10 protein-coding genes and 1 pseudogene are annotated in these 12781 nt (G+C 70.9%); 6 read left to right on the top strand and 5 right to left on the bottom strand.

What is annotated here, in order from left to right; translation table 11 throughout:
* Nucleotides 1-663 precede the first annotated feature (663 nt).
* From QSK15_RS00490 to QSK15_RS00470, 5 genes are all read left to right on the top strand, one after another.
* Complete coding sequence (locus QSK15_RS00490; RefSeq protein ID WP_352232156.1) at nt 664-3768, top strand: AfsR/SARP family transcriptional regulator; 3105 nt, start codon at nt 664-666, stop codon at nt 3766-3768.
* Between the two features lie 261 nt (nt 3769-4029).
* Complete coding sequence (moaC, locus tag QSK15_RS00485; protein ID WP_285792407.1) at nt 4030-4521, top strand: cyclic pyranopterin monophosphate synthase MoaC; 492 nt, start codon at nt 4030-4032, stop codon at nt 4519-4521.
* Nucleotides 4518-4988 carry a MogA/MoaB family molybdenum cofactor biosynthesis protein gene (locus QSK15_RS00480; RefSeq protein WP_285792406.1) on the top strand — a complete coding sequence of 157 codons (471 nt, stop codon included), beginning with the start codon at nt 4518-4520 and terminating at the stop codon, nt 4986-4988. Before moaC ends, QSK15_RS00480 begins: the two co-directional genes overlap by 4 nt.
* 116 nt (nt 4989-5104) lie before the next feature.
* A complete protein-coding gene (locus tag QSK15_RS00475) occupies nt 5105-6361 on the top strand; it encodes a molybdopterin molybdotransferase MoeA (RefSeq protein ID WP_285792405.1) in 1257 nt (418 codons plus the stop codon).
* On the top strand, nt 6358-6786 hold the full coding sequence (locus QSK15_RS00470; protein ID WP_030331779.1) for a molybdenum cofactor biosynthesis protein MoaE: 429 nt from the start codon (nt 6358-6360) through the stop codon (nt 6784-6786). The genes QSK15_RS00475 and QSK15_RS00470 overlap by 4 nt, the downstream gene beginning before the upstream one ends.
* A 21-nt stretch (nt 6787-6807) precedes the next feature.
* On the opposite strand, the gene QSK15_RS00465 is transcribed toward QSK15_RS00470, so the two are convergent.
* Both QSK15_RS00465 and QSK15_RS00460 read right to left on the bottom strand, forming a co-directional pair.
* Nucleotides 6808-8274, bottom strand: a complete 1467-nt coding sequence (locus QSK15_RS00465; protein ID WP_279517510.1) for a glycosyltransferase 87 family protein — start codon at nt 8272-8274, stop codon at nt 6808-6810.
* 215 nt (nt 8275-8489) lie between these two features.
* On the bottom strand, nt 8490-9035 hold the full coding sequence (locus QSK15_RS00460; protein WP_285792404.1) for a DoxX family protein: 546 nt from the start codon (nt 9033-9035) through the stop codon (nt 8490-8492).
* Between the two features lie 133 nt (nt 9036-9168).
* Between QSK15_RS00460 and QSK15_RS00455 the strand changes: the two genes are divergently transcribed.
* On the top strand, nt 9169-9717 hold the full coding sequence (locus QSK15_RS00455) for a GNAT family N-acetyltransferase (RefSeq protein WP_285792403.1): 549 nt from the start codon (nt 9169-9171) through the stop codon (nt 9715-9717).
* Nucleotides 9718-9741: 24 nt separating this feature from the next.
* Here the strand turns inward: QSK15_RS00455 and QSK15_RS00450 are convergent, their stop codons facing one another.
* The 3 genes and pseudogenes from QSK15_RS00450 to QSK15_RS00440 form a co-directional block, all read right to left on the bottom strand.
* On the bottom strand, nt 9742-10983 hold the full coding sequence (locus tag QSK15_RS00450; RefSeq protein ID WP_285792402.1) for an ATP-binding protein: 1242 nt from the start codon (nt 10981-10983) through the stop codon (nt 9742-9744).
* A 157-nt stretch (nt 10984-11140) separates the two neighbouring features.
* A complete protein-coding gene (locus tag QSK15_RS32490) occupies nt 11141-11587 on the bottom strand; it encodes an LppU/SCO3897 family protein (RefSeq protein ID WP_352232167.1) in 447 nt (148 codons plus the stop codon).
* 485 nt (nt 11588-12072) lie between these two features.
* Nucleotides 12073-12567, bottom strand: a pseudogene (locus QSK15_RS00440) (LppU/SCO3897 family protein); the annotation flags it as partial.
* Nucleotides 12568-12781: the final 214 nt, after the last annotated feature.

The following is a 12781-nucleotide window of genomic DNA, read 5'->3' as shown; positions in this document are numbered from 1 at the left end:
ATCCTCAGAAGTCCTGTGTCGAACTTGTCAGTTCCAGTCGGTGCCACGCATCGCGTTGCCCCCTTCTCCCGCTGCGCCAGTTGGAGTACCTGTCCCCGAGGGGAGGTCTTCGTCTGAAAGGCAGCTTAAGAGCAGGAAGGGCAGGGTAGAAGAAATAAATGTCGGTATGCGCAACATTAGCCAAGTTGAAGCCGGTTTATTACGTTCTGTCCATCGTTACTGAACGGAGTGCGGTCGAGCTTCTCGTCGGTGGATTCAAGTGGCACCTTGCAACTGCGGACGGTATCTGGCCAGGTTATGGGACGCCTTATTCCATGAGTCTGAGGGTTGTTCAGGAGATGCCTCATCCGGAGTTTGGTCAGGCGTAAGGGCGGCATGGGCAGAGTTGGTCCGGCCCAGGGTGCCCACGTCGGCGGGTAATGGTGCCGATCTTCGGTCAGGGGCATCGCGACGGGCTGGTGGGGAACCGCGTTTCGGCAGGCGGCCGTGCAACTTGCGGCCGGCAGCGTGCGGTGTCGGCCTGGCATTCGAGCAGCTCCTCGCGTCACTCCTGGACACCCAGCGATCGCTCGTATCGGCCCCCAGTGAGCGGTGGGCCACGTCACGGGGTCGTACACTCCGTTGGGTGATCGGCTGAATACCTGATACGGCTGGCGGGGGCGGGTGGAGATTCAGGTTCTGGGCGGCCTATCGGTGCAACTGTCTACCCGCACGCTGCGCCTTGGTACACCCAAACAGCAGGCAATCTTCGCAATGCTCTCCGTTCAGCCCGGACGTTTGGTGACAGTGGACGACCTCGTCGATGAGTTATGGGACGGTCGCCCACCGCGATCGGCCGTAGCCAATGTGCGGACCTATGCCGCCAATCTGCGCCGGACTTTCGAGGCTCGCCCAGCCGGCCAGGGCGCCATCGTGCGCCAACACAACGGGTATCGACTCGACGTCGACCCCGAACGGGTTGATCTCTTTCGTTTCGAGCTGGAACGGAACGCGGGTCGAGAAGCGGTGACGGGTGGTCACCTGGACCGTGCCCGCGGGCTACTGGAGCGCGCCCTGGCGCGGTGGAGGGGACCGATGCTGGCCGGCGTTCCGCTTGGGCCCGTCCTCACCTCCCGAACTGCCGCATTCGAGGAGGAGCGGCTGTTGACCGTGGAACTTCTCGCCGACGTCCACCTGCGATCGGGCCGGGACGACCTGGCGATCTCACTGTTGCGTGAAGTGGTGGTCCGCCATCCTCTCCGCGAGCCGGCCTACGTCCTCCTCATGCGGGCCCTGTACGAGCGGGGAGACAACGCGGAGGCGCTGGCGGCGTACGACGAGATTCGCGCAACGCTGACCACGGAGCTGGGGGTGGGCCCCGGCGGCAACCTTGAGGAGTTGCGCCGCTCCATCGTCACCGCGATGTCGCGCCCAGCTTCTGCGGGTGCCGCCGCAGGTGTTCGGGTAACTGCCCGGGATCGCTCGGTAGCGGTAGGGGCGGGCGTGGCGGTCGGCACGGCGTCGGCGCAGCCGGGTCGGATCAACCCGGTGGATCACCTCCCCCGGGCGGTTACCGACTTTGTCGGCAGGGAGGACGTGGTGTTACGGCTGCTGGCGGAGACCCGGCGGGTCGAGAAGCGGGTGCCGGCCGTACACATCATCGACGGCATGGCGGGCAGCGGGAAGACAACTCTCGCCGTGCACATCGCTCAGCGGCTGTCCCGTCGGTATCCGGACGCCGCGTTGTTCATCGACCTGTGCGGTCACGGTGACAAGAACCTGATCGAGCCGGCGGCTGCTCTGTTCACTCTGCTTCGACAGCTTGGGGTGCCCGCCGACCGGGTTCCGGTGGAGTTCGACGACAGGGTGGAGTTGTGGCGACAGGAACTGGCTCGCCGCAGGTCGGTGGTGGTGCTGGACAACGCGGCGAGCAGCGAGCAGATCATGCCCCTGTTGCCGGCTGAGCCGACCACCGTCGTGTTGGTGACCTCGCGGCGCCGGCTGACCCACCCGGATGCCGGACCGTCGCGGACCCTGCCGGTGATGGGCCCGCAGGAGAGCGTGGATCTGCTCCGCCTGACCGTCGGTCGGGACAGGGTCGAGGCCGAGCCGGATGCGGCAGCTGAGGTGGTGCGTCGCTGTGGATACCTCCCCCTGGCGATTCGGCTCGCCGGTGCCAGGCTGGCGCATCGGCGTGGGTGGCGATTGGCGGACCTGGCCGAACAGATGGCCGGTGATGCTCCGGTGCTGCACCATCTGGCTCAGGAGGAGAGCACTGTCACCGGGGCCTTTGCCGCTTCCTATGAGCCGCTTCCACCTCCGACCAGACGTGTCTTCCGATTCCTGGGTCTGTACCCCGGCAGCCGCTTTGGGGTGCCGGCGGTCGCCGCGCTGACCGGGCTGACGATCGCGGAAGCTGGCGCGGCGCTCGACGACCTCGTCGACCGGAACCTGGTGGAGGACCTGGACTCGACGCGATATCGACTGCACGACCTCATGCGGCAGTACTCCATCGAACTGTGCTCGCGTACCGACTCCGCGAACGACCGGCGACTCGGACTGGCTCGGCTGTTCGACTTCACGCTGGAGGTCGCCCTGAAGGTCGCCGACCTGCTGGAGCCGGGAGTCATCAGATCCCAGGTGACTCACGTTCCGTCCGGACAGGCGGAACTCGTCGAGGCCGTCGGGGAGCCGACCGCTGAGTGGTTGGAGGTCGAGCGGGCGGATCTGGTGACCATGGTGCTGGCGGCACGGGAGTCCCAGTTCTACCAGCACTGCTGGCAACTGGCACGCGCCCTCTGGCGGTTCTGTTACATCCGCGGTTACTTCGAAGACATCATCTTGACCCACCGCCAGGGGCTGGAGGCGGCGGAGGCTGTCGGGGACACCGATGCGCTCGCGCTGATGAACAACTACCTGGCGTCGGCCTACGTCCGTACCGGTAACAAGCAGGGGGCGCTCGACCACCTGACACGCTCGGTCGATCTTTCCCGCAATTCGCGGGACGTGCTGAACCCGGCCAGGTACCGGGCAAACCTCGCCGCCGTCTACTGGTGGAGCGGTCACCTGGCAGAGTCGGTGAAGCTCGGCTTCGAGTGCCTGCAGGACTACAAGGTGTACGGCGATATCGGCGGCTCCATCCTGCTGCCTAATCTGGGCCTGGCGCTGACCGCCATGGGCCGCTACGAGGAGGCGCTTCGGATACACCGCCTGCACTTGGCGTGGGCCCGGACGAACTCGGACGAGTTCCACACGCTCAACGCTCTCAGCCACATCGGCGCCGTACGCCTCCGGATGGGCGACGTTCCGCAGGCGATCCGGATCCTCATGGCCTCGTTGGCCCTGCGCGATCGCACCGGCCATCGGTACGCCGAGGCCGAGGTGCGCAACGATCTCGGTATCGCCTATCGCGGGCTGGGGCGGCTGGTGGAGGCGCAGCAGGAACACGAGTTGGCTCGGAGGCTGGCGATCGGTTCGGGAGAGCGACACGTCGAGGCGGCTGCGCTGAACGAACTCGGCCGCACCCTGCTGGCGCAGGGGCGAGGCGGGGAGGCGTGCGAAGTGCACCAGGAGGCGTTGCGGCTGGCCACCCGGATCTCGCACCCGTACGAGCAGGGGCGTGCCCTGGCTGGCCTCGCCGAGTGCTTCGCCCGCGCCGACCCGGCCGAGGCCCGGAGGCACTGGGAGCGGGCGTTGGCGATCTTCCGGCGGATGGGGGTGCCGGAGCGTTTCGAGGCCGAACGCCGCCTCGCCGAACTGGCTTCCACAACTGTGGTCTCGGGGCCCTGACCAGCTCTAACGGCTCTTATCGATTTCTTATCGCCGGGCCCGGTAACTTCTTGGCCGTATCGGCGAACGGGGGAGGTTCTGCTCCTGGGCAGAACCGGGTCGCCGACACGCGCCCGCTGCCAGGTCCCCCCAGCGACCTTGGCGGCGGGTCGGTCAGGAAGGGGCGGCGTCGGGCCGTTGCGCCGTCAGCACCCGGTGCGATCGTCAGCGTGACGTCGCTCCTTCCGACCGCCGTCGTACCGCACCGATAGGCTCACGACCGTGACCGAACCCGCGCAGCTCAGCCACGTCGATCGCGCCGGCGCGGCCCGCATGGTCGATGTCTCCGCCAAGGCGGTGACGGGCCGGTTGGCCGTCGCGGCCGGCCGTCTGCGGACGACACCCGAGGTCATCGACCTGTTGCATCACGACGGTCTGCCCAAGGGTGACGCGCTGGCCGTCGGGCGGCTGGCCGGGATCATGGGGGCCAAGCGCACGCCCGATCTGATCCCGCTCTGCCACCCGATCGCCCTGCACGGCGTCGCCGTCGACCTGACGCTGACCGCCGACACCGTGGAGATCACGGCCACCGCCCGCACGGCCGACCGGACGGGGGTGGAGATGGAGGCGCTGACGGCTGTCGCTGTCGCCGGTCTCGCCCTTGTCGACATGGTCAAGGCGGTCGACCCGGCGGCCTCGGTGGAGGCGGTCCGGGTGCTGCGCAAGGAGGGCGGCAAGACCGGCGAGTGGGTCCGTCCGAAGGACCGGCAGTGATCCGGGCTCGGGTGATCGTCGCTTCCAATCGGGCCGCGGCCGGTGTCTACGCCGACACCAGCGGGCCGCTGCTCGTCGCGGGCCTCCGCGAGCTGGGCTGCCAGGTCGACGACCCGGTGGTGGTGCCCGACGGTGAGCCGGTCGGCGACGCCCTGCGGGCCGCCCGCGCCGACGGTGTCGAGGTGGTGCTGACCAGCGGTGGCACGGGAGTGACCCCGACGGATCAGACACCGGACGTGACCCGCGGCCTACTGGATTACGAGATCCCCGGCATCGCCGAGGCGATCCGCGCGCACAGTCGTGACCGGGTGCCGACCTCGATGCTGTCCCGGGGCCTGGCCGGCGTCGCCGGCCGGATGCTGGTGGTCAACCTGCCCGGCTCGACCGGCGGCGCCCGGGACGGCCTGGCCGTCCTCGGGCCGATCCTCGGGCACGCCGTCGACCAGCTCCGCGGCGGGGACCACTGACCGCTCCGCGGCGGGACCACTCCTGGGCGGGGCCATCGACCGGCGAACGGCCGGGGCCGCCGACCGGTACGCGCCAGGCCCGGGCGGCTGTCGGTCCGTGCCGATAGGCTCGGCCGGTGAGCACGGAAACCGCACCCACCGCGGATCGGGTGACCGCACCCCCACCAGCCGGGTGGGAGGAGGCACGTTCGCGGGTCTACGCGGTCGGTCTGGCCGCCGCGCTGCCCGCCGTGGCCCGACCACTCGTCGACACCGACGGCTCGACCCTGGCCGAGCCGTTGACCACCCGCACCGACCTGCCCGCCTTCCCGACCTCCAGCGTGGATGGCTGGGCGGTGCGCGGTCGTGGCCCGTGGCGCGTCGTCGGCCGGGTCCTGGCGGGCAGCACCCCCACGCCGCTCACCGAGGACGACACCACCGTCGAGATCGCGACCGGTGCCATGGTGCCCGAGGGTGCCACCGCCGTGCTGCGGGTGGAGGAGTCGACGACCGCCGACGGCCTGGTCAGCGGCGTTCCCCGGGAGACGCCCGAGTGGCGGAATCCTGGCGAGGAGGCGTACGCCGATGAGGAGCTGTTGCCGGCCGGCACGCCGGTCGACCCGGCGGTGATCGGCCTGGCTGCCGCCTGTGGGCACGACGCACTGCGGGTCCGGCGGGCGCCGCGTGCCGCGCTGCTGGTCTTCGGCGACGAGCTGCTGACAGCGGGCCCGCCCGCGGCCGGTCGGGTCCGAGACGCGCTGGGCCCCTCGGTGCCGGCGTGGCTGCGGCGCTACGGCTGCCAGGTCCGCCCGTCCGACGTGGTCGGCCCGGTGGCCGACACGCTGCCCGCGCATGTGGCGGCGCTGCGCTCGGCGCTGACGAACGCCGATCTGGTCTGCACCACCGGCGGCACGATGAACGGTCCGGTCGACCACCTGCACCCGACGCTGGAGGCGCTCGGCGCCGACTACGTGGTCAACACGGTGGCGGTCCGCCCCGGCTTCCCGATGCTGCTGGCCCGGCTGACCGGCCCCGACGGGCGAGCCCGGTTCGTGGCCGGGCTGCCGGGCAACCCACAGTCCGCGATCGTCGCGCTGGTGTCGCTGGTCGCCCCGCTGCTCGCCGGCCTCCAGGGCCGGTCGATGCCGGTGTTGCCGCAGGCCACGTTGGCCGAGGCGGTGCCCGGCCGCGGTGACCACACCCACCTGGCGCTGGTCCGACTGGACCGGGCGGCCGGGGTGGCGTCCCCGGTCCGCCACGTCGGCTCGGCGATGCTGCGGGGCCTGGCCGGCGCGGACGGGTTCGCCGTCATCCGCCCCGGCACCAGCGGCGAGCCGGGCGACCGGGTGCCGATCGTGCCACTGCCGTTGTTTCCCGGGGAGCGTGCGTCGTGACCGCACCAGCTGTCACCTTCGGCGAGGTCACCGACCGGCCACTCGACCTGGCCGCACACGAGGCGGCGGTCGCCGACCGGCGGGCCGGCGCGGTGGTGTCCTTTCAGGGCGTGGTCCGCGACCACGACCACGGCCGCCAGGTCACCAGCCTGGAATACGAGGGGCACCCGAGCGCTGAGCAGGTGCTGCGCGAGGTGGCCGCCGAGATCGCGGCGGAGCCCGACGTCTACGCGGTGGCGGTCTCGCACCGGGTCGGCCCCCTGGCGATCGGTGACGTCGCGTTGGTCGCCGCGGTGAGCACCGCGCACCGGGCGGCGGCCTTCGCGGCCTGCGCCCGGCTGGTCGACGAGGTCAAGGCGCGTCTGCCGATCTGGAAGCGGCAGGTCTTCACCGACGGCACCGAGGAATGGGTCAACTGCCCCTGACGGGTCACCTGCCCCCACCCGTCAGCGGTGACCGTTGACCACCACCGCCCTGGACAGCCGGTCGCCGTAGAACGCCGGCTCCGCACCCGGTCGCCAGGGCAGCGCGGCGACCAGCACGATCAGGGCGAGCGCGAGCGAGTTCTCCATCAGCGCGCCGAACAGACCGTCCTGGTAGTGCGACATCTCCGGCAGTTGGTGTTCGTACGGCCAGATCGGGGAGATCAGGAAGAGCAGGTAGAGCCCGATCGCGGCGACGCCGTGCCGCAGCCCGGTCAGCGTCGGGTACCAGATCGGCGGGCGGAGCCCGTTGACCCCGGGGAGCCCGCCGAAGACGGGCCCCTGGCCGGTGCGCTGGGGTGTCCCCCGGCTCGCCTCGCGGCGACGCACAGCGGCGTCGGCCAGCACGATGATCGCCGGGATCACCCAGACCAGGTGGTGCGTCCAGGAGATCGGGCTGATCACGTTCGCGGTGAGACCGACAAGCGTGAAGGCGGTCAGCTCGTCACCGTCGGCGCGGGAACTCGCCGCCCGGGACAGGCCCAGCGCGAGGACCAGCACCGAGAAGGCGAGCCACAACAGCCCCGGGGTCTCGATCGAGTCGTACAGCCGGGCGAGCAGACCGGCGAGGGACTGGTTGGGCGTCATGTCGGCCGCGCCGACCCGTTCGGTCTGCCACAGCACGCTGCCGAAGTAGGTCCGCGACTCGTCGCCGACGATCGCGAAGGTCCCCAGCGTCACGCCGATCGTGGTGCCGATGGCGGTGGCCGCCACCCGCCACTGACGGGTGATCAGCAGGTAGGCGATGAACAGCGCCGGGGTGAGCTTGACAGCGGTGGCGAGGCCGATCCCGGCCCCGGCCCAGGCCCCGCCGTAGACGAAGCGCAGCAGCGGGCCGTCGGTGGCGGCGTAGTGGGTGCCCCGGCGGGACCGCCAGCGAAGGCCGATCAGGTCAGCCATGATCAGGGCGAACAGCAGGATGTTGACCTGGCCGTACCCGAGCGTCTCCCGGCCCGGTTCGATCGCGACCGCGAGCGGCACCGCCACGGCCACGGTGAACCACAGTGGCCATCCCAGCCGGTCCACGATGGGTCGGAGTAGCCCGGCCAGCACCAGCGCCAACGCGGCGATGCTGGCGGCGGCGTTGACCAGGCCGGCCGCGTCGATCGGCAGCTGCGCCATCGGCAACATGACCAGCCCGGCGAAGGGTGGGTAGGTGAACCCGAGCGTGGTTTCGGGCGCGATGAACTCGTAGAGCTCGTGACCGCTCGCCCACCACACCACGGCACCGTGGTAGATCTTCATGTCGAAGAAGTTGTACGGTCGCCCGAAAGCGCCGATGGCAAGCCATGCGGCATAGGCGACGGCGGCCACGATGGCACCCCGTACGACGTTCCTACGATCGATCCCGCGCGTCACGCGGTCGATCCCGCGCGTCACCCGTTGGATTGGGGCGAGGCGGTCCGCCCGTCTACCGACATCCGTCGGCATGGCGTGGCCACCCCCGTACCAAGGTCGTCCGATCCGTCCAGGTCCTGCACGGAGCCTAGAACGGCGCCTCACGTCAGTGCCTCCCGCGTTATGCGACCGTGTCCGATCCCACACATGTTTTTGACATTTCCACCGCGTTAACGCCTACCGGGTGGTTCAGGTAATTCGTGCCCTTAGCGGGGGGTGGGGGTGGGACCGAGACGGATCGACGCAGGTCAGCCGGGGAGCCGACGTGCGGTGGAGGCGGAGCGGACGGCGATTCGGGCCTCGCGTCGGGCGGTCCGGACGGCGCGTTGCACGGAACGTCGAGAGTGGCCGATGCGATGGCCCGTCCGCCACCGCAGCCCCGGCTTGCCGCCGGTGTCGGCCGCGGCGAGCAGCAGACCGCCGAGGAGCCCGATGTTCTTCAGGACGTGGATCTGGTTGTTGTTCTTGGCGATCGGGTCGTCGTTCTTCCAGAAGGGATGCCCGGCTATGGTCACCGGCACCAGCGTGCCGGCGAGAACCAACGCCGCAGGTCGGCTGAACCGGCCGGTGGCCAGCATCAACCCGGCGCTGACCTGCACGGCGGCGTTGAGGCGGATCAACGTCTCGGTCTCGGTGGGGAAGTTGGGGTGCGCCTTCTTCAGCACCGGTGCGACCTTGTCGGTCACGGGTTTGGCGGCGGCCGACAGCCGGCCGGGAGCACGGAAGTTGCGATACCCGCTGACCACGAAGATGCCGCTCAGCATGGCGCGGGCGAGGGAGCGTACGGGCGTCATGGATCAGTCATACCCCGTCGCGGCGTTTGCTACCCGGGCAACCGCAGGATCGGATTGGTGTTCGTACACGTACGCCACGCCGAATCTAGCGACCGTCACGGATGGACGGGCGCTGACGGGTAACGTCGCGCGGGTGACCACGCTGCGGCTACGCCCCGAGGATCCGGCCGACGCCGGCTCGGTGCGCCGCGTGCTGGCCGCCGCTTTCGCCCGCCCGGACGTGACGACGCCGCCGGAGGTCAGCCTGGTCGACGAGCTGCGCGACACCACCGCCTGGTTGCCGGAGCTGGCCATGGTCGCCGAGTACGGCGGTGAGGTGGTCGGTTACGCGCTGCTCAGCCGGGTGCGTCTGCGGCCGGAGCGAGGCGCCGACGTGCCCGTGCTGGCGCTCGGCCCGGTGGCGGTCGCGCCGCACCGGCAACGTGTCGGGCACGGCACGGCGGTCGTGCAGGCCGCACTGGACGCCTCCACCGAGTTGGGTGAGCGGCTCGTCGTCGTCCTCGGCGCGCCGGCCTTCTACCGCCGGTTCGGGTTCGGCCCGGCGAGTGAGCTGGGCCTGACCGGTCCGTGGGCGGGCCTCGGTGAGCCATGGCAGGCGTTGGTGCTGCCTCCGTCCACCAGCGAGGAAGGCCCTCCGCCGCGCGGTGAGGTGCTCTTTCCGGCGCCCTGGTCGAAGGTCTGAGCGGGCCGGCGCGGTGGGTGGTGGTCAGGCCGGCTGCGTCCGCAGGTACCGGCCGAAGTGCGGGACCGTGAAGGCGACGGTGCCCCGCTCACCGGAGTAGATCAACCCCTTCTTGATCAGCGCGTCCCGGGCCGGGGAGAGGCTGGCCGGCTTGCGGCCGAGGGCTCGGGCGATCTCCGCGGTGGGCACCGCGGCGTCCATGTCGTCGCGGACCACCGCGCCGGGCTCGCCCTCCACCGCGGACAGCGTGGCCATCGCCCGCATGTACTCGCGTTCGGCGGGAGTGGCCCGTTCGAACCGGGACCCGAAGAACCCGACCGCCAGCTCAGCTTCCGCCTCCGGTGCGGCGACCCGCACGTCGGCGGCGGTGATCGGCGAGCGCGGCGCGTTGTCCCAGGTCGCCTTGCCGTACGCCTGGACGAAGTAGGGGTAGCCGCCGGACTTCTCGTAGAGCAGGTCGAGGGCCTTCTGCTCGTACTCGACCTCCTCGCGCTCGGCGGGCGCGCAGAGTGCCCGGTCGGCGGCGATCCGGTCGAGCCGGTCGATGCGCTGGTAGCGGAACAACCGTTCGGAGTACGACTTGGCGGCGCTGAGCACTGCCGGCAGGTGCGGAAGGCCGGCGCCGACGACGATCAGCGGCGCGCCCAGCTGGGACAGCTCGTGGCAGGCGGCGCAGAGAGCCGACACGTCCTCCGGGCCGAGATCCTGCATCTCGTCGATGAAGATGGCGATACCGGTGCCCACGTCGCTGGCCACCGCGGCCGCGTCGCTGAACAGCTCGACCAGGTCGATCTCGATGTCGCCGGAGTCGGCTCGACCGCTGGCGGCCGGAACGTCGATGCCGGGCTGCCACCGGTCGCGCAGCTTGGTGGCGGCACCGGTCCGGCCGGTCGGGGTGGACCGCTGGGCGAACGCCTTGAGGACGCCGAGGAACGCGTCGATCCGGTCCGGCGCGCGGTGGCGGGGGGCCAACTCGCGCACCGCCATGTGCAGCGCGGCGGCGACCGGTCGGCGCAATGACTGGTCCGGTCGAGCTTCGATCTTGCCGCTGCCCCAGAGCCGGTTGATCGCCTGCGATCGGAGGGTGTTGAGCAGGACCGTCTTGCCGACGCCGCGTAGCCCGGTGAGCATCAGGCTGCGCTCGGGTCGGCCACGGGCGATGCGCTCCAGCACGATGTCGAAGACGTCCAGCTCCCGCCCCCGCCCGGCGAGTTCGGGCGGACGCTGGCCGGCGCCCGGCGCGTACGGGTTGCGGACCGGATCCACGCATCGCAGATTATCGGGCCATCTAGCTGCGGGGCTAGACATGGATAGATGGGGCTACCGGCGTGTCGAAATCGTCGACAACAAACTAGGGCTGTCTAGCGTCCACGCTAGACAGCCCTAGTTTTGCCAATCGGCGGACCGGTCGCTCCGCTCGGGACTACCGCTTCTTCAGACAGAGCACGTAGTCGAACAGGTCGACCGAGTTGTCGTGCACGTAGTTCGCTGTCGCCTGCGGCGCGAGCACCTCACACCGGTCGCCGTCGGTGGTCGCCGGAATGCGCAGCAGCACCTGATACGTGTTCGGGCCGCACGGCACCTTGCGGAGCTCCGCGTCGTCCTCGCTGCCGTCGTTCACCACGCAGTCGCCCCGCGCGAACTCCTCGTCCGGAGTCGGCGCGGCTGACGGCGGCGCGTCGCTGGGCAGGGCGGGTGGCACGACCGGAGCGCTCGTCGACGGGGTACGCGCCGCATCGCTGCCAGCGTCGGCCACCTTCCAGACCGCCCAACCGGCCAGGCCGAGGCACGGGCAGAGCACCAGCAGCACCACCGCCGCGATGATGAGAGCGACGTTGCGGCCGGTCTTCGTCGGCGCGGCGGGCGGCACCCCGTAGCCGCCGGGCGGCTGCTGACCCCACGGGGCGGGTGGCTGACCCGGTACCGGACCGGCCGGCTGACCGGGCGTCGGGCCGGCCGGCGGGAACGGTCCCGCCGGAGGGTACGGCCCGGGCGGCGGGTAACCCGGACCCGAGGTCGGCGGTGGCGCCCACATCGGTGTGGTCGGCGGCTCCGGGTTGGTGGACTGCGGCCCCGGGTTGGCGGGCGGCGGCGCCCACATGGGTGCCGTCGGTGGCTCCGCACCGGCCGGCGGCGGACCCCACTGCTGCCGGGTCGGGTCCTCAGCGGCCGGCGGTGTGCTCCACTGCTGCCGGGTCGGGTCGTCGGCGGCTGGCGAGGTGCTCCACTGCGGCACGGTCGGGTCGACCGGTGGTGAGCTGTCAGGCCCGCTGGGCGGGCGCTGGTACGGGTCGTCCGGCTGATCGGAACCCGCAGGTCCGTAGGTCGTCATGTCATCCCCGGGGGTGGGTGGTCTCAGCGTTGCTTGAGGCAGAGGACGAAGTCGAGAGTGTCCAGCTCACTGTCGAAGAAATACCAGTTGGTGTAACCCTCCACCTTGTCGCACTTGGTCTCGGCGTCCCGCTCGCCGCTGGTCGGGCCGTCGATCCGGCTCAGCACCTCGTACGACTTCGCGGTGCAGCCGCTGATGAGCAGCTTGGGTTTGCCGCCGGCGGCGCCGTCGTTGCGGACACACTGGCCGACCTTGGCGAACCGGGGATCGGCCGACGACTCCGGCGCCGCCGCGCTCGGCACGGGCTCGACCGCATCCGCGCTGGGCTCACCGGCAACCGCCGCCGAGCTGCTCGGCGCCGCCGCCGGCACCGGGTCGCTCTGCCCACCGCGGAACCAGAACACGCCGGCGACGGCCACCACCACGAGGACGACGGCCAGCACCGCGATCAGCGGCCCCCGGCCGCGCCGGCCCGGTGCCGGATCTTCGCCGTACGGGTCGTCGGGCCGGTACGGCGGCTGCCCGCCGTAGGTCGGGGTCGGCTGGTACGAGCCGCCGTAGGGCGCGCCGGGCGCCGCACCGTACTGCGTTCCCGGACCGCCTCCGTAGGTCGGCTCGCCGTATGACCCGGGGCCCTGCGGGCCCTGCGGGCCGGGCGGGTACGACGCGACCGTCGGCGGGTAGGACTCGGGCGTGGGCGGGTACTGCCGCTGCACCGGATGGCCCGGTGTC

The organism is Micromonospora sp. NBRC 107095 (genome assembly GCF_030269705.1).
In the GTDB taxonomy this organism is placed as follows: Bacteria; Actinomycetota; Actinomycetes; order Mycobacteriales; family Micromonosporaceae; genus Micromonospora; species Micromonospora parva.
This window is presented reverse-complemented; position numbering and strand designations above follow the sequence as displayed.

Bases quoted from the DNA above. Each gene is read 5' to 3' on its own strand.
- QSK15_RS00465 (WP_279517510.1), bottom strand. From the start codon at position 8,274: ATGCCGACGGATGTCGGTAGACGGGCGGACCGCCTCGCCCCAATCCAA.
- QSK15_RS00460 (WP_285792404.1), bottom strand. From the start codon at position 9,035: ATGACGCCCGTACGCTCCCTCGCCCGCGCCATGCTGAGCGGCATCTTC.